At 48.6% G+C, this 19,275-nt stretch carries 14 protein-coding genes; 5 read left to right on the top strand and 9 right to left on the bottom strand.

Annotated elements, in window-relative coordinates:
- Window positions 1-2: 2 nt before the first annotated feature.
- Entirely contained in the window at window positions 3-1,199 is a 1,197-nt protein-coding gene (gene kch, locus EQP46_RS03850) for a voltage-gated potassium channel protein (RefSeq protein ID WP_129492565.1), read from the bottom strand.
- Window positions 1,200-1,721: 522 nt separating this feature from the next.
- Here kch and EQP46_RS03855 point away from each other — a divergent pair.
- Complete coding sequence (locus EQP46_RS03855; protein ID WP_129492383.1) at window positions 1,722-4,361, top strand: calcium-binding protein; 2,640 nt, start codon at window positions 1,722-1,724, stop codon at window positions 4,359-4,361.
- A gap of 166 nt (window positions 4,362-4,527) precedes the next feature.
- On the opposite strand, the gene EQP46_RS03860 is transcribed toward EQP46_RS03855, so the two are convergent.
- The 6 genes from EQP46_RS03860 to EQP46_RS03885 all read right to left on the bottom strand — a co-directional run bounded on the left by EQP46_RS03860 (window position 4,528) and on the right by EQP46_RS03885 (window position 11,051).
- Entirely contained in the window at window positions 4,528-5,706 is a 1,179-nt protein-coding gene (locus EQP46_RS03860; protein WP_129492384.1) for a M24 family metallopeptidase, read from the bottom strand.
- 37 nt (window positions 5,707-5,743) lie between these two features.
- Window positions 5,744-7,087 carry a TRAP transporter large permease gene (locus EQP46_RS03865; RefSeq protein ID WP_129492385.1) on the bottom strand — a complete coding sequence of 448 codons (1,344 nt, stop codon included), beginning with the start codon at window positions 7,085-7,087 and terminating at the stop codon, window positions 5,744-5,746.
- Window positions 7,087-7,626: a TRAP transporter small permease gene (locus EQP46_RS03870; protein WP_129492386.1), complete on the bottom strand. Its 540-nt coding sequence runs from the start codon at window positions 7,624-7,626 to the stop codon at window positions 7,087-7,089. Before EQP46_RS03870 ends, EQP46_RS03865 begins: the two co-directional genes overlap by 1 nt.
- A 158-nt stretch (window positions 7,627-7,784) precedes the next feature.
- Window positions 7,785-8,828, bottom strand: a complete 1,044-nt coding sequence (locus EQP46_RS03875; RefSeq protein ID WP_129492387.1) for a TRAP transporter substrate-binding protein — start codon at window positions 8,826-8,828, stop codon at window positions 7,785-7,787.
- 161 nt (window positions 8,829-8,989) lie between these two features.
- Entirely contained in the window at window positions 8,990-10,225 is a 1,236-nt protein-coding gene (locus EQP46_RS03880; protein WP_192545476.1) for a M20 aminoacylase family protein, read from the bottom strand.
- A 64-nt stretch (window positions 10,226-10,289) separates the two neighbouring features.
- Complete coding sequence (locus EQP46_RS03885) at window positions 10,290-11,051, bottom strand: maleate cis-trans isomerase family protein (RefSeq protein WP_129492389.1); 762 nt, start codon at window positions 11,049-11,051, stop codon at window positions 10,290-10,292.
- A gap of 262 nt (window positions 11,052-11,313) precedes the next feature.
- On the opposite strand from EQP46_RS03885, the gene EQP46_RS03890 reads away from it, so the two are divergent.
- On the top strand, window positions 11,314-11,805 hold the full coding sequence (locus tag EQP46_RS03890; RefSeq protein WP_129492390.1) for an Lrp/AsnC family transcriptional regulator: 492 nt from the start codon (window positions 11,314-11,316) through the stop codon (window positions 11,803-11,805).
- Window positions 11,806-11,896: 91 nt separating this feature from the next.
- On the opposite strand, the gene EQP46_RS03895 is transcribed toward EQP46_RS03890, so the two are convergent.
- Complete coding sequence (locus tag EQP46_RS03895; protein WP_129492391.1) at window positions 11,897-13,087, bottom strand: diaminopropionate ammonia-lyase; 1,191 nt, start codon at window positions 13,085-13,087, stop codon at window positions 11,897-11,899.
- 309 nt (window positions 13,088-13,396) lie between these two features.
- Complete coding sequence (gene ppsR / locus EQP46_RS03900; RefSeq protein ID WP_129492392.1) at window positions 13,397-14,230, bottom strand: posphoenolpyruvate synthetase regulatory kinase/phosphorylase PpsR; 834 nt, start codon at window positions 14,228-14,230, stop codon at window positions 13,397-13,399.
- Window positions 14,231-14,405: 175 nt separating this feature from the next.
- Here ppsR and ppsA point away from each other — a divergent pair, with 175 nt between their 5' ends.
- The 3 genes from ppsA (at window position 14,406) to EQP46_RS03915 (ending at window position 19,174) form a co-directional block, all read left to right on the top strand.
- Entirely contained in the window at window positions 14,406-16,775 is a 2,370-nt protein-coding gene (gene ppsA, locus EQP46_RS03905; RefSeq protein WP_129492393.1) for a phosphoenolpyruvate synthase, read from the top strand.
- 374 nt (window positions 16,776-17,149) lie between these two features.
- Window positions 17,150-17,674, top strand: a complete 525-nt coding sequence (locus tag EQP46_RS03910) for a hypothetical protein (RefSeq protein WP_129492394.1) — start codon at window positions 17,150-17,152, stop codon at window positions 17,672-17,674.
- A gap of 15 nt (window positions 17,675-17,689) precedes the next feature.
- Window positions 17,690-19,174: a diguanylate cyclase domain-containing protein gene (locus EQP46_RS03915; protein ID WP_240671644.1), complete on the top strand. Its 1,485-nt coding sequence runs from the start codon at window positions 17,690-17,692 to the stop codon at window positions 19,172-19,174.
- Window positions 19,175-19,275 lie beyond the last annotated feature (101 nt).

Consider the following 19,275-nt stretch of genomic DNA (forward strand, 5'->3'; position numbering starts at 1 on the left):
AATCACCCTTCCGATTTATCAAACAACCCATCCCCAGAGGTGAGCAGCATATTCAGTAGATCATCATGACTGAGCGGCTCACCCGATAACACACTTGCAAGTACCACACTGCCAAACAGTTGTGGCGATAAGAGCACATCTGCTTTCACTTGCTTCACTTTGTTGAGGTTTTTCGCATCATTTACCGCAATCACGGTTTTGATGTCTACGGACAATTCTTTCACTGACAGCACAATAAAGGCATTCGTTGCATCATCAGCCGTTAGCGCGAGCACGGCTTTGCATTGTTCTGCGCCGGCTTCTTTCAGCAAGGTGTCGTCTGTTGTGTCACCAGAGAGAATATCCAGCTTGCTACCAATGCGCTGTTCAATCGCCGGAAATTTCTCTTCATCCTCAGAGGTCAGCACCGTCACATCGAACCCACGCTTCTTCAACTGAGCAATGGTGCTGGTTGCCAGTACTGATGTGCCGCAAACAATAAAATGGTTCTTTCGATTCATGGGTTTTTGAACTCCTTTCACAAGCTTATTCAAACCACCACGGATCACAGGCCCAAACACCGTGGTCACAGAAGTGGCAAACACGGTAATACCCGCAATGATGACGGAAATGGTAAACAGACGAGCGGGCTCACTGTGAGGAACAATGTCGCCATAACCCACGGTGGTCATGGTGACCATGGCGAAGTAAAACGCCGTCATCAAATCATGGATGACAGGTTGAAAACCTGCACCGAAATACAGCGCCCCATAAGTGGCATAAAACAACAACACAGCAAAACTGATAAAAGACGCAATTCCCCCTGCAGTAGCACTGGAGTGATTAAAATCCTTCCCCATCACCACCAAGAGCAAAATGGCGCCACCGCTCCAGTACAAATGCCGAGTCAATTGCGGAAAAAAATGCCACGTAAAGGTAAATACGATGGCCAACAAAATAATGCTAACAGCCCAAGCAATGCGGGCTCGGTAAAGCAAACCGATCGCATTGAACATGAGGAATATACCGAGTAGCAGCCACGGGCCATTCGCGGCATCGGCCCAATTGATATTGGTGAAACTCTTGATGTTGAACAGTTCAACAAGGTTAATCGGCTGCCCCCATACGGAGCGCAGAATAAGTAGGCCATTAAAGAAAACAGCCGCAGCAACCAGAAAGTGGCGGAGGTATCGCCAGCTTGACAAAAGGCGATTCAAAATTTGATGGCGTAATGTCAAAGAAGGCGACTCATGAGAAAGGAATCTAGCGAGTATAGCTAAGTCGTCATGCGCTTATTGCTCACAAAGCAAGACAGTAAAAGAAAGAGTTATCAGAATTTTTATGCAAAAATCACGAAAGAATACTGAATTTCGAGTAAGCAAAGCGTCTAAATTACGGTCACTAAAAAGGCCATATCAAATATATTTTCGCGGTTTCACCCCTCTCGCCATGACGAAAAAACAAACTCATGACTTTTTTACACCCACATTTTCAGACAGTTAAGTATATGAACATTGTTTAATTCATTATTTGCTAATAAACAAATCAATACTTTTACCAGTCTAGATCATTAAAACATTTCGAGTAAAAGCACTAAATGCGTATGTATTCACTCACGCATGAATACATACATAGAAAATACCCCTTATAGTAACCACATCGCTATGAACATTGTCCCTTAAGGGTCCTTACTAAGACCGATACTCAATATCTGAGATCATTACCAATTCAATGGATTGAATATGCCAATTATTAATGGAACATCAAACGTAGACCATCTCACTGGGTCAAACTCCAATGACACCCTTTATGGATTTGAGGGTGACGATACACTCTCAGGTAGCGATGGCGATGATGTCATTTATGGTGGACAGACAGGCGTCAGAACTGAAACGATTCTTGCTGAACGAAATGAAAACAACAACTTTGATATCAGCAACCAAGATACCGTCGAAATCGATCTTAAGATGCTCAGTGAAGGTGCAGGGTTTTACAATAGCCTTGGCTACTACATCTTAGACGACAATGGACAGTTTATGAGTGCAGTTATTATTGATGATTCGTACAAGCACCTTGCTAATCAACCTGCCTCAGAAAACGTAAATCAATGGAATGTTGAGATAGATACGCTCGGTGGTTCGCAATTAGGCTTTTTTATTGTTTTCGGCGGCTACACATCCGGTTTCGTCGAAGGCGAGGTTGATATTACCCTTCGTGAAAACAACACAGCTCTCGTACAACAACCCCACCGCGTCGAAAAAGGCTGGGTACCCAATGACAGACCGTCCTTTTCAGACCCCTCGCTAAATGGCTGGGATTTCGAGGCTGAGCGAATTATTGACGGCGTCTCTCATTGGGAAGATTCAACCGCAGCATCTTCGCCTATCAGTCACGATTGGAACGACCTTATTATTGAAACCTCTGTTTCCTTTGAACAAGAAATTCCGATGACCGATAGCGATACCATCAATGGTGGGAATGGTAATGACACCATTTTTGGTGGCGACGACGCCGATATCATTAAAGGTGGTAGTGGCAACGATGAACTCCATGGTGATGCTGGCGCCGATAATGTAAAAGGCGGCGATGGTGACGACGTATTGTCAGGCGAAGAAGGAAACGACAAGCTTTATGGACAAGCTGGGAATGACACCATAAATGGTGATGCTGGCGACGATGAACTGCATGGCTGGACAGGTACTGATACCTTGCAAGGTGGCGATGGCAATGATCTCTTGCTTGGTCAACAGGATGATGATTACCTCAATGGTGGCAATGGCAATGATCGCCTCTACGGAGGAACCGGCGTCGACGAGCTCGTTGGTGGTCACGGTGACGATCACCTCGACGGTGGTGAAGACGACGATAAGCTCTATGGTCAGTGGGGCAACGATACCTTGCTTGGTGTAGACGGTAATGATGAACTCCACGGCTGGTCGGGTAACGATACATTATACGGTGGCGAAGGCGATGACCTTCTCCTTGGCCAACAAGACAACGATGAACTGTTCGGGGAAAATGGCAATGACCGTCTCTACGGTGGGTCTGGCAGTGATGAGCTAACGGGTGGTCACGGTAACGATCACCTCGACGGTGGTGAAGACGACGATAAGCTCTATGGTCAGTGGGGCGACGATACCTTGCTTGGTGTGGACGGTAATGATGAACTCCATGGCTGGTCGGGTAACGATACGCTATACGGCGGTGAGGGCGATGATCTACTCCTCGGTCAGCAAGACAACGATAAACTGTTCGGAGAAAATGGTAATGACCGTCTCTACGGTGGGTCTGGCAGTGATGAACTAATGGGTGGTCACGGCAATGACCACCTCGACGGCGGAGAGGAAGACGACAAGCTCTATGGCCAAGCGGGTGATGACAACTTACTGGGAGTAGATGGCGATGACGAACTACGTGGCGGTGCAGGCAACGACACCTTGCTTGGTGGCAACGGAGCAGACCTTCTTTTTGGCGACAATGGCGATGACACCCTTGAAGGTGAACAAGGCAATGACCGACTCTTCGGCGGTGGCGGTAACGACACACTGCATGGCGGTCAAGGCAATGATGACATTCGTGGTGGAGAGGGTGATGACGCACTGTATGGAGAAGACGGTAACGACATTCTCCACGGTAAAGCAGGTAATGACCTCTTAGATGGCGCTGCAGGCAACGATTTACTGTACGGAAGTTTTGGCAATAACACCTTATTGGGCGGCTCAGGTAGCGATATTTTGAGCTCGGGCCACGGCGACCAAAACCTTTTAGATGGTCAAACAGGCGCAGACATATACATTGGCGGCAATGGCACTGAAACACTGATCTTTGATCAAGATGATTTCATTGGCGCAACGCGCGAACTCGCAAATGGCCGTGTCATCAATGCCAATGTTTACAATGGCGCCTCAGGCTTTGACGTACTCGAAATATCAGGTGATGTAGAAGCTGACTTTATGGGCGATGCCTATCAAGACATTTCTGGCGTGACGGGCAATGTCATTTCAGGTGTAGAAGCAATACTCGGCGATGAAGGCGACCAATCAGCGACCATTAACGAGAACGCTATTTATGCCCAGTCGGATGACATGAATCTTGGCAACTGGGATGGCTTTATTGCCTACTTCGGCGACGGTGACGACACATTGAATTTCAATGGTGACGATTGGACCTTTGATGCAGATGGTGAGATTAATGCGAACATCTCTCCTGAAATGATTCAACAACTTGCACTTACTGGCGAACAAGTTGACTCACTTCAAGCCTATGTATTCACACATGATTACAACAGTAATGCGCACATCACTGTCTGGACAGATGCCGAGCATGTCACCGAGCACGGCATCGATGTCAACACACAGAAAGATTCATTCTTCGTGAACTAATATTCGTCAGTAAACACTTTGTAAAAACGCTCAAAGAGAAAAAGCAACAGGCTTGCACCTGTTGCTTTTTTCTTTTCAGACCCCTGGTAACGTGTTTTGACATGCTCGGCCCACACTGAACGTTTCGCGCGGCGAGCAAAAATCCCGTCGTTATCTGCGTAATGCTTCAAATAATCGGCATACTTTGCCAAGTTCTGTCATGCAAAAGCTCACAGCCCGTTTCGGTGATCACAATGTTGTCTTCATGCACCATCATTTTGTTGGGCGCAAACGCCATTCCTGGCTCCAGCGTCAGCACCATACCGGGTTTCAGTTCTACATTGCCATTCGGCACATGCGACGGCCACTCGGTGAGCTGCATACCCAGCCCATGCCCCATTCGGCCAACGTTGTTGCTCAGTGCGCCTCCCCTTTCGAGCTCTGTCCACATGGCTTGCCACACATCCCCCGTGGTGCGTCCCGGCGCTGCAATGTTTAGCCCTGCTTCTGTGGCGGCATAGACGGTGTCATATGCGCGGAGGGTCTCAGGATTTATCTCTCCAAAGCCAAAGTTCCGGTCAAAGTCGCAGAAATAGCCGTCAAAGTTAGCGCCCGTGTCGATGATCAATACATCACCGTCATTCAGTTCACGATCCGTCGGGCCCATGATGATGTTGTCATACCCATTCTGCCCCGACGCAGAGATCAAATACGGGCAACTGTCAGCCCCCAAACGCAGCATTTCTAGGTGCATGGCTTTACAGGCTTCACGTTCTGTCATGCCAACAGCAAGATGCCCACGAAGGAACTCAAAACCCGACGCAGCCACAACACTCGCAAAACGAATTTTCTCGATTTCAGCCAAAGACTTAACGCTGCGAATGTCTCGTATATAGGTGGACACATCGACAAGTTCATGGTGCATCAAAATCTGCTGCAACGCAGCGAAGTTCTGCGCAGGCATACGGAGATGGGTTTCAGGCCCTAACATGGCGCCCACGCGACGAAAGCGACTACTGACCTCGCCCAAGGTTGTCGCCAACAAAGAGACACCGTCATCTTCCGGCTTTGGCGAAGGCCAACTTCTCACATCATCAATCCACGTTTGATCGAAGCCCGACACGCCGATCTCTGGCACAACCGCAATCGGCTTCCCTTCTGCGGGCACCACCAAAAACCAGGGTCGCGTTGGGCTCTCCCAAAACTGGGATTTGAAGCCACTAAAATAGCGAAACTCGGGTTCTGTGGTAAAGAACACGGCGTCGACTTGCTGTTCACGCATGTGTTTCTGCAATTGCAGTGTTCTATGTTCAAATTCAACCAATGCGAAGCCGCGCAGCGGCGCCACTAACGGCGTTGTTGGCATGTCCCTATCCTTCTGTTGATACGTCATTAAGTTTGGTCTAACTGAACAATATGTCTCTTGGCAACAACGCGATACTCGGGAAGAAAATCAACAATGCTGACATGAGTAAAAGAATGAAAAAGAACGGCAATGTCCCGCGAATCACCTCCAAATATGGACGCTCAAAGATTGCGATTGCCGTGAAAATGTCACAACCAAACGGTGGCGTCGCCGAACCGATCGCCATTTGCAGAGTGATCAACACTCCTACAAGGATAGGATCCAGCCCCGCCGCATTGACGATCGGCATAAAGATAGGCGTCAGGATCAACAGCACGACCAGCGAATCGACAAACATACAGCCGACGAAAAACGCCAATGCGATAACAAATAAAATGTACTCAGGCGACGCACTGCTTAAATCCAGCGGCGCGAGCAATTCTTGAGGGATTTGTTCGAACGAGATGTACCAAGAAAACGCCTGTCCTACACCCACCAACACAAATACCACCGCAGTGATCAAACCTGTGCTCAGTGCCGCGTCGCAGATGTCTTTCACACCCAAGGTTCGATAGAAAACACATTCGACGATAATGGCGTAAAGCACCGCAAAAGATGCCGCTTCGGTGGGCGTCACGATACCCGAATAAATGCCACCGATGATGAGCGCCGGAAAGCCCAAAGGTAAAATGGCTTTTTTGATGGCAGCTATCTTTTCAGCCGTATTGGTTTCTTCCACCAAGCTGATGGAATCTGCATGCTTGGCGCTGTAGAGATAGCTATAAATCGCGAAGAAGCCCGTTAACACGATGCCCGGGCCTATGCCTGCAATGAACAGCTCACCCACACTGGCATTGGCTAACGTGCCATACAAAATCAAGCCAATGCTTGGCGGAATAAGAAACGCAATGTCACTGGCATTGATAATTAGCGCCATCACAAAGCTGTCTTTATACCCCGCTTGCAGCAGCTTAGGGCGCATGATCTGCCCCACAGACACCACGGTTGCTTGCGTGGAGCCAGAAACCGAACCAAACAAGGTGCAACTGATACACGTCGTGATCGGTAAACCGCCGCGCAGGTGCCCGACAAACGCTTGGATCAAACCTAATAGATTATGGGCGGTATGACCGCGTGTCATGATGTCTGCGGCCAAAATAAACATGGGCACCGCAATCAATGCATTAGGTGAAATGCCCGTGACCATTTGCTGAATCAGCACTTCAGGGTCAACTTGTGAGAAATGAATCAAGCCAATCAATGCACCAACCGCAAGGGGCACAACCATGGGAAAGCTCAGAAAGAGCAGGACAATCATCACTGAAACCAGGGTAAACGTGATCACGTAAATATCGAGCTCACCCGAAATAATGTCACCAAAAAACTGCATTACATCGCTCATTACAATGCGCTCCCTTTGTCAGTTTTATCTTCCGTGACATCAAACGACACATAGATTTCCTTGTGGAGCAGGTTCATCACAAAACTCATTGCGTACTGAAATCCCGCCATAGCAAAGCCAACAGGAATAATCGCGTAGACGTAATAAACGGGCATCTGTAAAGCCGGACTTAGGCGATTGATGTTCTTGAGCTCTAACACATAGAACACCGACAAATAGGCGAGATAAAACAACAGCAGTGAGGTAGTAAGTGCAATCACCGTGGTCAGGACTTTCTTGACGCGCAGACTTAACGAATCGTAAACCGCGGTCATACGAATATTTCGTCCTTTTCGCACCGCATACGCAAACCCAACAAAGGTGACGCCAACGATGAGGAACTGATTTAGCTCTTCAGAGAAGAAGATGCTTTTGTTAAACGCATAGCGACCAATGGCATTCGCCGTCGAATTTACCATCATCACGAGAATGCCTGCCATGATCAGAAAGCGTTCTAGCTTCTCCGTCATGATGCTGATCTTCTTCAACAAGTTTTTCATAACACGTCCTACACGCGTATCGGCGATACTTCCAGCCATTATCAAAAAGCTGTGTTTGGCCGATTGCCGACCGCGTTTGATGTTATTGACTTAACAGGTAAATGCGCGAACCTCCACACTGGAATGTCCGACGCATTAACGAAGACAAAGGCCTGCGGTTATTGCCCGCCTGACGCCGCGTCAACTTCACTCAGTAGACTTTGAAGGATGTTTTGAGCGCCTTCACGTGCTGCCGCTTTTTGATCATCCGGATACGCGTTCGCGACCACATCGTAGTAGGTGCCGTGGAGGTTTTCGCTCAACGCTTTGAAGCGATTGCGCTCTTCTTCCGTTAACACCACCACTTGCATTTCAGGGCGCTCTTTCAGGATCTTCTCCATGTTTTCGCTGTTAATGCGGATTTGGTAGTCGTACGCCGCTTTGTCTGCTGCCTTGATCGCTTTTCGGATCATGGCTTGTTTCTCTTCAGACAAACCGCTGAACCACTTGCTGTTCGTTGATACGGTGCTCACATAAGGTTGCTGACCAGGGAACATCAAAAAGTCCTGCACCTCATGCCACTTGGCGTTGTAGATGAAGTAAATCGGGTTCACCATGCCATCAATGGTTTTTAGCTGCAGCGAGCCGTAAACCTCACCCCATGACAAAGGTGTTGGTGTGGCGCCAAACGTTTTGTAGGTTTCGACAGGGATGGTTGACGTGAACGTTCGGATCTTCTGGTCAGCAAAATCTTCTGGCGAACGCACCGCTTTATTTGCGCCCCATACCATTTCACCTTCAGACATCATGGAAAGCAGTTTCAGGTTCACACTCTCAAATTTCGGTGCGAGTTTGTTGTAAATTGTCGGGCTGGTTGTCAGTACCTTGTGCGTCACTTCTTCATCCGTACCCAACACGTAAGGCAAGCTTACCGCTTGCACTTCTGGCACGTATGAACCCAAGTGTCCCGAGCCGACGGACACAAACTGAATGGTGCCTTTCGCTGCAAGCTCAACGATGTCATTTTCAGTGCCCAGTTGACCGTAGTAATAAATACGAACACGAATATCGCCGTCCGATTCCTTCTTGATCACCTCTGCAAACTTCTGTGCATAAATGTCCTGCACATCGGTTTTGTCTTCCTCTGAGGCAAACTTCCATGTTTCAGCGTGGGCACCGAATATCATGCCTAAACTCAGTAGTGCTATGCCAAATCGCTTCATCCTTTACTTCCTTCTTTTCGCTATCCAAGCGTCACCTTCACCGAATTTTCGCCGCACTGATGCACCCAAGTGGAAGCGTCCACTTGGAGACATGTCACTTGAAGACATCGTGATGTAGGTGGTTAGCTAATGGCTGCGTTTTATCGCAGCATGGGACTGATTCAATCGACCATGGCAGTACTCAAACGATCGTTGACCAGTTGGATCCAATAACGCGCACCTAGGGGAAGGATACGGTCGTTGAAATCATACTCAGGGTTATGCAGTGCACAGCCACCAACAGAGTCCACGCCATTGCCCAACAACACATAGCAGCCAGGTTTAACGCGTAACATGCTAGAAAAATCCTCTGAGATGGTCAGGGGCTCACACTCCGCATTCACCTTGTCAGTGCCTAAGACTTTGCGCGCCGCGTCGACGGCGTATGCAGTCTGCGCTTTGGCATTCACTGTGGGGTAAAACGTATTGGTAAACGTGAACGAATGGCTCGCCCCTGCCGCCTGACAAATGCCCGCCACGATCCGCGCCATGCTTTCTTCAATGCGGGCCAAGGTTGCTTCTGTGAAGCATCGGCAATCGCCCTTGATGGTCACTTGGGTGGGAATGACATTGACGGTGCCATCCGTAATAAATTCGGTCGCCGACACCACAGCGGTGTCGCTAATGGCACTGAGGTTTCGAGACACAATGGTTTGCAGGCCGAGGATAACTTGCGCACCGACAACCATTGGGTCGATGCCTTGATGCGGCAGTGCAGCGTGGCCGCCAATACCTTTAATGGTGATTTCAAAACCGCTTTCACTTGCCATGAGTGACCCCGGGCGCACCATGAGTTCACCTTCCGCAAGACCGGGGAAGTTATGAATACCGTAGACTTCATCAATCGAAAAACGCTCAAAAAGGCCATCATCAATCATGGCTTGCGCACCACAACCGTGCTCTTCGTCCGGTTGAAAAATGAAATACACCGTGCCATTGAAATGTGGATGTTGTGCCAGATAACACGCTGCGCCAAGTAACATCGCAGAATGCCCGTCATGCCCACAGGCATGCATTTTTCCATCATGTTTTGAGCAGTGTGCGAAGGTGTTTTGCTCATGAATGTGCAGTGCATCCATGTCTGCACGCAAACCGATGCTCGCAGCTTTTTCACCGCTGTCACTACTGTCACCGCTGCGAAGGATACCCACCAGCCCAGTTTTGCCGATATTTCGCTCAACCTGAATGCCAAAGCTTTCGAGTTTTTCAGCAATGAAATCCGCCGTAAGGTTCACATCAAACCCACACTCAGGAAATTGATGAAGGTGCTGACGCCATGTGGTCATGTCCGCAATCAACTGCCGCGACAAAGGCGACGCTGTACTCAAAGAAGGTGATTCAGAAGAAGACGATGACATGGTGTGCGCTCCGTTAGCCGTCATTAAAAAAACATCCTTATTTCAGACAATAGAAACAGATGCGCTATTGCGCGAGATGCTGTTCAAGCAACACGCCAAAACCTTCAATCGGCTTTGGGTATTTCAGTAAACGCAATGAATCCCATACCAACGCTTGATTACTGCTCACCACGGGCTTTTCGAGTGCCGCTTCAACACGCGCTAACACCGAAGTAGCACGTAAAGCGGTGCATGAGATAAAGAGTAAATCCGCCTCGGGGTCGCAGCGTGAAATGGCCGCCTGCGCAATGTCTTCCGGCGAGATGTAGGTCATGGCAGTGTCATCTTCAAAGCCAAATCCGGCAATATTGAGCACCTCATACCCCTGCGCTGAAAATAGAGCAGCCATCTCGCGGTTAACGGCGTCAGTGTAGGGCGTCAATATGGATAACTTTTTCGCCCCCAAGACATCAAATGCATTCAATGCGGCAGTCACAGGGTTAGTAACCGCAACGTCAGGGCGCGTTTGATGCACAAGCGCCGTGACACGTTCATTGCCAATGGCAACCGTGCCTGACGTGCAGGCATAGATGATGACGTCCAAATCAGTATTAGGAAGAATCGCGTCTGCCGCCGCACTAATGCCTGGCGCCATCGTGCGAAGGTTTTCAACCGTGAGCGGGTTAACGTTTCTCACTCGGCTAGTGAAAGCACGAACGTCACGGGGGTACATCGCATTGAGATCATGCTCAATATTAAAATCTGTCGCGAGCGCGATGATGCCGATTCTCCCTAAAGGAGCAAGGTGATCCAGTGCATACTCAGGTACTAAAGTTTCAACCTTCATCTCGTCCACTTCTTTTCATCTGCACGCCAGTGCTTTGGTTACATTTTCTTCACAAGTGCAATAATCTCCCGAAGAGTTTGAAGAATTTCCTAATAAAGATGTCATTGAATGAAGAAAATCCGCATTTTTTATGCGCTATAGTGGTTTTTTAGTACCAATAAGAAATAAAGGCGTTAATAAGGGGTTAGCAACCACTTTTCGTCTCAAAAACGGGCATAAAACGCTTCCATAATTAACACCTACTTTCAAAGGACGAACGGGTATGGCGCACTCTTCCACCACTGCGATAGACAGCTTTGATCGAAAGATACTTAACATTGTTCAAGTGTCGAATCGCGCAACATCTGACTACATAGCCGACCAAGTGGGACTTTCACCCGCCGCAGTACAACGCCGCTTAAAGCGCCTACGAGAGCAAAAGATCATTCAAGCGGATGTGTCGGTGGTTGACCCTAAAGCCTTGGGTTATGCCATGACCTTTGTTGTGCAAGTCACGCTGGAAAGAGAGCGTGTAGATTTGATGCACAATTTTAAAAAGGAAATGAAAGCCAATCGTTCCGTGCAGCAATGCTATTACGTGACGGGAAGTTCGGATTTTATTCTGATTGTGACCGCGGCAGACATGGCAGGATACGACACCTTCACCAGAGAAGCCTTCTTCGATAACGCGAACATAAAAAGCTTTCAAACCAATGTGGTGATGGACCCTGTCAAAGTCGGCCTGTCCGTGCCGATTGATGAACAAGCAGATTGAATATCCACCTAACGTGATAGCAAAAAAAAGCGGCGCAAAATACGCCGCTTATTGTGTGACAACAGCCTCTCACACTGCTGATGGCCAATACTTAGCCAACAAGCTCCCGGTAAAGCTCAGGGTCCGTTGCCCCTTCGGTGCCAAGTACCAGCACACGGCTGGTGTTGTCCAAACCCAACTGGGTTGCCAATTCAGGCTTTCGGTTCGCAATGATCGCGGCGGCGTATCCCGGCACCGCAGATTCACCCGCCTCAATGGCTGCCTCGGTTTCTCTGCCCTTTGCCAGCAATCTCATTGCTTGCGGAATAGCTTCTTCGCTGATGGTCATAAAATCATCTGCGCCATTGGCGAGAATGGTCCACGCTAAGCTGGACACTTCACCACAGGCAAGCCCCGCCATTAAAGTCTCTAAATCACCCAATACTGGGACAGGTTTCCCTGCTAGGGCACTCTGTTGGAGGCAGTTCGCTTCTTCCGGTTCCACAATAATGAATCGAGGACGCGCTTCACCCCAAAGGTCCCAGAAATAGCCACACACCGCAGAGGCCAACCCCCCCACTCCACCTTGGACAAACACATGGGTTGGGATCTCGCCGTCCAATTGCTCGACGATTTCCGACAACATGACGGTGTAACCTAACGCCACGTCTTTCGGGATCTCCATATACCCTTCGTAGGATGTGTCTGACACGATAATACGCCCATGCTTTTTCGCTTCTGCATCAGCGGTGCGCACCGATTCATCGTAGTTACCTGTAATGCGAATCACCTTAGCACCAAAGGCTTCCATCGCCTGTTTGCGCCCTTCGGACACATCACGATGAATATAGATAATGCACTGACAACCAAACATTTGAGCGCCCCAAGACACCGAGCGGCCATGGTTACCATCCGTCGCACAACTCACGACAACATCAGCCGCCTCTTTCTGCCACTTTCCCGCTAACAAATCATCCATGGTGGGCATTTCGCCATGACGCGCTTTCAGCACAAGTTGAAGCTGTTTCGCGACCGCATACGCACCACCTAGCGCTTTAAAGCTTTTTAACCCAAAACGCTGCGATTCGTCTTTGTACCAAAGCTTACCCAACTTCGCCGTCTTGGCGGTGGCGCTCAACTCATACAGCGGCGTAGGTGCATACCCCGGCCAGCGCGTAATATCGCGAATTGCGGCTTGCGCACCTTCAACATTTAGCACTGAACGTTGCTCAGCACTGTAAGCATGCTTGGCAGACGCAAGAGGATTTGAGAAAAGGGTGAGAGTCCCTGATAGTGTCAGCATGTGTAATAAAATCCTTTTCCGATCGGTAATGCGCAAGCTTGCTTGCCGCATCAGGCTGCAAGACATTACGTTTGGTATTGGAAAGTGTACTGAGAGATCGCGCTTAGATTCTCTATTCTTGCGCAAGGTCATGCGGGTTATGCGCAATTTCCCTCAAGTACACGCGGAATTTACGCACTCAACGCAGAGGGTTACCATCCCGACGGATTTTCGCCCCCTAGGCGGCACACACAAACGATCGCCATCAAGAAGCAAAACGCCCATCTGCGCGTCAAAACACAAATGGGCGTTGCTGAAAACGCGTAATACTCAAAACAAACGGCGTTTCAGCCCTGTTTTTTCCAGTACACGCGTCGTGATTTCTTCCACCGACAGCGCGGTGGTGTTGATGTAGGAGATGGCTTCTCTGCGGAACAACGATTCAATCGTGTTCACTTCCTGTTCGCACTGTTCTGTGCTGGCGTATTCACTGCCAGAAAGACGGTTTTCTCGGATTTGGGTGAGGCGCTCAGGATCAATCGTCAGGCCAAACAGCTTGTGACGATGAAACTCAAACTCAGGCAACAAGCGAAGCATCTTCATGTCTTCTGCAATAAACGGATAGTTCACCACGCGCAAACCAAACTGCATCGCCATGTACAAACTGGTGGGTGTTTTCCCGCTGCGCGACACGCCCAGCAAAATGATATCTGCGTGTTCTAAGCCTTTTAGCGAGACACCATCATCATGCGCCAAGGTGTATTCAATGGCCGAAATTCGGTCAAAATAGGTATCGGAATCTTTGCCGACACTGCGGGAGCGCTGCAGTTTGGGCTTGGGCTCAATCTGCGTATCTTCCGCGACCCGTTGCACCACACTTTCCAACACATCATAGAAAAACGCGGGCGCTTTCAACAAGCGTTCGCGAATGCCTGGCACCACCATCGAAAAGAAAACCAAGGGTTTCACGCCATCGCGTTCATACGCGTGCTGAATGTGTTTTATCAGCTCGCAGACTTTGTCTTCCGTCTCGACAAACGGAAAGGTTTTCTCGTTCACGTCGAACGCAAATTGTCCCAGTACGACATGCCCTAACGTTTCGCATGTGATGGCTGTCCCATCCGAAACATAGAAGACGTCTCGTCTTTGAATATCTTTATGCATAGATGGTTAATCTTCTCGCAATTTTTTCATAGGATAGAAACACAACGATAACAATAACGACACTTAGCAAGCTAGTCGTGTCTCCACAGCTTTTAAAACTCATCATGGTTTTATTCGCGCAGAGACCTAGGTTGCTACCAAAATCCCAATTGCTGCACTATTTCTGGAGAAAGAAATGCAAAAGAACACCCTGTGGTTCGATTCCCTATCAATGGATGATGTCGACAAAGTCGGCGGCAAGAATGCGTCCCTCGGCGAAATGGTCTCAAACCTCGCCAACGCGGGCGTATCCGTGCCAAATGGGTATGCAACCACCTCGTATGCGTTTAACCAATTCCTTGATTTTGAAGGGCTGGACGAGCGTATTCATCAGGTGCTTGATGACCTCGACATTGAAGATGTTGATGCACTACGCCAAGCCGGTTCTACGATCCGCCAATGGGTTTTAGATGCCCCCTTCCCTGCTGATCTTGAGCAGGATATTCGCGATAACTATGACACGCTGGTTGATGGAAATTCTGAGCTTTCCGTCGCTGTACGCTCCTCTGCAACCGCGGAAGATTTGCCAGACGCTTCCTTCGCTGGGCAACAAGAGACCTTCCTCAATGTGAAAGGCATTGATGCGGTACTTGAAGCCACCAAACATGTTTTTGCGTCACTCTTTAACGACCGCGCGATTTCTTACCGCGTCCACCAAGGGTTTGACCACCGTGGGATCTCGCTCTCTGCGGGTATTCAGCGCATGGTACGTTCTGACAAAGCGTCATCAGGCGTCATGTTCACGCTAGATACCGAATCAGGCTTCGACCAAGTGGTGTTCATTACCTCTTCTTGGGGTCTGGGTGAAATGGTCGTGCAAGGCGCGGTTAACCCTGATGAGTTTTACGTGCACAAACCGCTGCTTGAAGCTGGCACGCCAGCGGTGGTGAAACGCACCTTTGGCTCGAAACTCATCAAGATGATTTATGCCGACAGCCAAGTGATTGGCAAACAGGTCGACATTGTTGATACCTCTCCAGAAGAACAGAACCAATTCTCGCTCACTGACGATGAAATCGCGGAACTTGCAAAGCAAGCCATGATCATCGAAAAGCACTACCAACGTGCGATGGACATTGAGTGGGCGAAAGACGGCATCGACGGCAAGCTTTACATCGTGCAAGCGCGCCCAGAAACCGTATGCTCACAGAAGAACGCTAACGTCATCGAACGTTACGAGCTGAATGACAAAGCCGGCGTGCTGGTTGAAGGCCGCGCCATTGGACAACGCATCGGCAGCGGTGGTGTACGCGTTGTTGCCTCGCTGGATGAAATGTCGTTAGTGCAAGACGGCGACGTGCTTGTGACTGACATGACAGACCCCGACTGGGAACCTGTCATGAAAAAAGCAGCGGCGATCGTCACCAATCGCGGCGGCCGCACATGTCACGCCGCCATCATTGCCCGTGAGCTGGGCATTCCTGCCATCGTGGGATGTGGCGATGCCACCAGTAAACTGAGCGACGGCGCGGAAGTCACCATTTCCTGTGCGGAAGGCGAAACCGGTTATGTCTACGACGGCAAACTCGATTTCGTGGTGCGCCAATCTGCGGTTGATGAACTGCCATTATTGCCGACCAAAGTAATGATGAACGTCGGCAACCCTGACCGCGCCTTCGACTTCGCGCAAATTCCAAACGAAGGCGTTGGCCTTGCGCGCTTAGAGTTCATCATCAACAAGATGATCGGCATTCACCCGAAAGCCCTGTTGAACTTTGACGCGCAAAGTGACGAGCTGAAAGCACAAATCAATGAACGCATTCGCGGCTACAAAGACCCAGTCGATTTCTACGTGAGCAAACTGACGGAAGGGATCGCCACCATCGGAGCAGCGTTCTGGCCGAAGCGCGTTATCGTGCGTATGTCCGATTTCAAATCGAACGAATACAGCAACCTGATTGGTGGTAGCGAATTCGAACCGCATGAAGAAAACCCAATGCTGGGCTTCCGTGGTGCGTCGCGTTACATCTCTCCGGTATTCGAAGATTGCTTTGCGTTGGAAACACAAGCCATTAAGCGCGTGCGCAATGAGATGGGGCTCAAGAACGTTGAAATCATGATCCCATTCGTTCGCACCACAGGCGAAGCCGCTGAAGTGAATGACTTGCTGGCGAAGTTCGATCTGCGCCGTGGCGAACAAGGCCTGAAAGTCATCATGATGTGTGAATTGCCATCAAACGCCGTGCTTGCGGATGATTTCTTGAAGTACTTCGATGGCTTCTCGATTGGCTCAAACGACATGACACAGCTAACACTGGGCTTGGACCGCGATTCTGGCGATGTCGCCCACTTGTTTGATGAGCGGAACCCAGCAGTGAAAGCCATGCTGAAAATGGCGATTGATGCGGCAACACGCGCAGGCAAATACGTCGGAATTTGTGGTCAAGGCCCGTCAGATCATGACGACTTGGCAGAGTGGTTGATGGCGCAAGGCATTAGTTCTGTATCGCTAAACCCAGATACTGTGGTTGATACCTGGACCAAGCTAGGGAACGTCGCGAAGTAAATGAATGTTAAAGCCTGTTCAGTAGAGCAGGCTTTTTTATTATTTTAAAATAACCCATTCCACTCATTTCATAAGAACATTCTAAATTACAAGAACACAAATCCGCGTAACTGTATCAATATTAAGACCAAAAAATGCAAATATTACACCCAGCCCAACCCCTTGTTTTAATTAAATAATCCCACCATCAAAAAACACATAGAACAAAAAATATATTATTCAAACTCGACCATTGAAAATAACAACATTGATCTAACAAATAGATTTAACTCCGATTATTGATATGTTTATTATTTATAAAAAATAAGTAGCAATTATGATACATAGATAGCGCTTAATTATTATTTCTGCGCTTCAATAATTAGGACCACCATATGAAACGTTATTATTCATTTTATCTCATATCATCTCTAACTTTCGTTAGTACGCAAAGTGCGTCCGAATCCATTGCTAGTTACCCTGAAGGCTGGGAAAACTGGCCCGTAGTCAAAGAAACAGTCAGCTTACCTTCAAATACCATTCTGCCCTCCGACACAACATTGTTTATCCAAGAGACGGTAGATGCCTACTCTTGGATAAACAACGGCGAAGGCTCTCCACTTACCATTCGCGTCAACCCAGATAAACTCGAACAGTACAAAACCCACGGCCCATATACGGATGGCCCCACTGCCGTCGGTGTGTCTGAAGTACAAGGGATCATATGGGTGACAGAACATTTTGGTGGCTTACCGATTTATGGAAGCTATAACCGAGAAGGACAAGATATCAGCGGCATGCACCCCACACTTGAAGCAGAGTTTTGCCAACGTTGCCATGACACCTACAAGGATGTCTGCATTAACGGCACCTGTGCAGAGCCCGTTCTCTCTATTTATCAGCCCGACAGTAACAACTAAGAATTAGTACCGACCATGTTACAAAGACTCTCGATAAAACAAACGCTATTCCTCTCTCACTTACTGTTAGTGCTCATCCTTATACTGGGTATGAGTTACTCTCGATACCAAACCGAATGGACGACGAGAGTTAACTTTGCAGCAGGCACCGCAGAAGGCGCGTTGGTTCCTATGCTCCATGATATTTCCCTTGCCGTCGCGGGTCGCAGTTATTCCAAGCTCCTGATGCCACAAAAGAAAGCGCAATTTCACAATATTGAGAAGCTTCTTTACTTAGATATTCAAGGCACATCCGACTATTCCAATAAAAGCTACGGTTTGCGATATCATCGATCGCTCAATAAAGTGTGGCGCTCTAACGTTACCCAACAGGAAATCGACGCAGCTAAAGCCAAGACACAAGAGTTAGTGCATGCGAAAAACCACCCGAGTAACCAACAAAAAACCAGAATGCAAAAACTTGAGTTTCTCATCAACAAATCAACAAGAGACATCAATATCCTTCAAGACAGTGTTCATTTAGAAGAGAGCGCTTTCATTCCGTGGCAGTTTCCCGCCATCCCGCCTGGTAAAGATTATGTCTTGTCATACTCAGAAAAAGTTTTTTACTTCAAGTTGCCTCTTCTGAACAGAAATGGGGGACATGTTCTCGCCATCTTTGATGCATCACATCTCTTCTCACTGAAAAAGCAAATTTATGATGCGCTTATCGCTGAAGCATTTGTTTCTTTAATCATCTCGATCATTCTGGTTTATTGGGTCTCGCACACACTCGTCGAGCCTCTTCGCCATCTCGCCAAACAAATGGGTAAAGATGTAGAAGCAATAGATATGAGTCAGTTAAAAGAACTGAAACGTAACGATGAGATTGGCGTATTAGCGCGTGGCATTAATACACTTACCCTTCAAACACAGTCTCAAATGAAACTCCTCCGCCATGAGTCTGCCACGGATGCATTAACCGGACTGCCTGGAAGAAACAGTTACGCGCAGCAAGCCGAACGCTTTTTTAATCAGGCGCGAGCTGAAAACCAATTGCTTGGCATCATTGTTTGTGACATCGACAATTTCAAACTCTATAACGATACCTTCGGCCACGGACGTGGGGACGACGTCATTAAATCGATCGCAGATGCCATGCATGATGCAATGAGAAGTGATGATTTGTGTTTCCGTATTGGCGGAGAAGAATTCGTTGCACTCCTGCCATTAAGTGACGCCAAGTTCCTCAATATCATTGCTGAACGAATTCGCAGCAGCGTAGAAAAACTGTCCATTCCTCATGTCACAGAAAGCGGCATCGTCACACTGTCCGTGGGCGCACTGCTCGTCACACCATCTGCAAAAAAATGGACTTACTCTAACGCGTTCGATGAAGCCGATGCGCTTCTTTACAAAGCAAAAGACAAAGGAAGGAACCGCATCGCCATCGGCACACTGACGCCTCACAAACCCTCTTCAACAGCAGAGGAAAAAGATAAGCTTTCTGAAACAACTTGAATGAACCTTAGCTGGCTTTCTCAAACTGATCTTCTCGAGCAAAGACAAGCCTCGCGCAGACAAAAAAGCCCGCCGCGGGTTAACGATTTTCCGTTAACAAC

Source organism: Enterovibrio baiacu (assembly GCF_004120195.1).
Classification (GTDB): domain Bacteria; phylum Pseudomonadota; class Gammaproteobacteria; order Enterobacterales; family Vibrionaceae; genus Enterovibrio; species Enterovibrio baiacui.

Excerpts from the sequence above, each read along its gene's own strand:
- EQP46_RS03855 (WP_129492383.1), top strand. The coding sequence starts at position 1,722 with ATGCCAATTATTAATGGAACATCAAACGTAGACCATCTCACTGGGTCA.
- EQP46_RS03860 (WP_129492384.1), bottom strand. The coding sequence starts at position 5,706 with ATGCCAACAACGCCGTTAGTGGCGCCGCTGCGCGGCTTCGCATTGGTT.
- EQP46_RS03865 (WP_129492385.1), bottom strand. The coding sequence starts at position 7,087 with ATGAGCGATGTAATGCAGTTTTTTGGTGACATTATTTCGGGTGAGCTC.
- EQP46_RS03870 (WP_129492386.1), bottom strand. The coding sequence starts at position 7,626 with ATGAAAAACTTGTTGAAGAAGATCAGCATCATGACGGAGAAGCTAGAA.
- EQP46_RS03875 (WP_129492387.1), bottom strand. The coding sequence starts at position 8,828 with ATGAAGCGATTTGGCATAGCACTACTGAGTTTAGGCATGATATTCGGT.
- EQP46_RS03880 (WP_192545476.1), bottom strand. The coding sequence starts at position 10,225 with ATGTCATCGTCTTCTTCTGAATCACCTTCTTTGAGTACAGCGTCGCCT.
- EQP46_RS03885 (WP_129492389.1), bottom strand. The coding sequence starts at position 11,051 with ATGAAGGTTGAAACTTTAGTACCTGAGTATGCACTGGATCACCTTGCT.
- EQP46_RS03890 (WP_129492390.1), top strand. The coding sequence starts at position 11,314 with ATGGCGCACTCTTCCACCACTGCGATAGACAGCTTTGATCGAAAGATA.
- EQP46_RS03895 (WP_129492391.1), bottom strand. The coding sequence starts at position 13,087 with ATGCTGACACTATCAGGGACTCTCACCCTTTTCTCAAATCCTCTTGCG.
- ppsR (WP_129492392.1), bottom strand. The coding sequence starts at position 14,230 with ATGCATAAAGATATTCAAAGACGAGACGTCTTCTATGTTTCGGATGGG.
- ppsA (WP_129492393.1), top strand. The coding sequence starts at position 14,406 with ATGCAAAAGAACACCCTGTGGTTCGATTCCCTATCAATGGATGATGTC.
- EQP46_RS03910 (WP_129492394.1), top strand. The coding sequence starts at position 17,150 with ATGAAACGTTATTATTCATTTTATCTCATATCATCTCTAACTTTCGTT.
- EQP46_RS03915 (WP_240671644.1), top strand. The coding sequence starts at position 17,690 with ATGTTACAAAGACTCTCGATAAAACAAACGCTATTCCTCTCTCACTTA.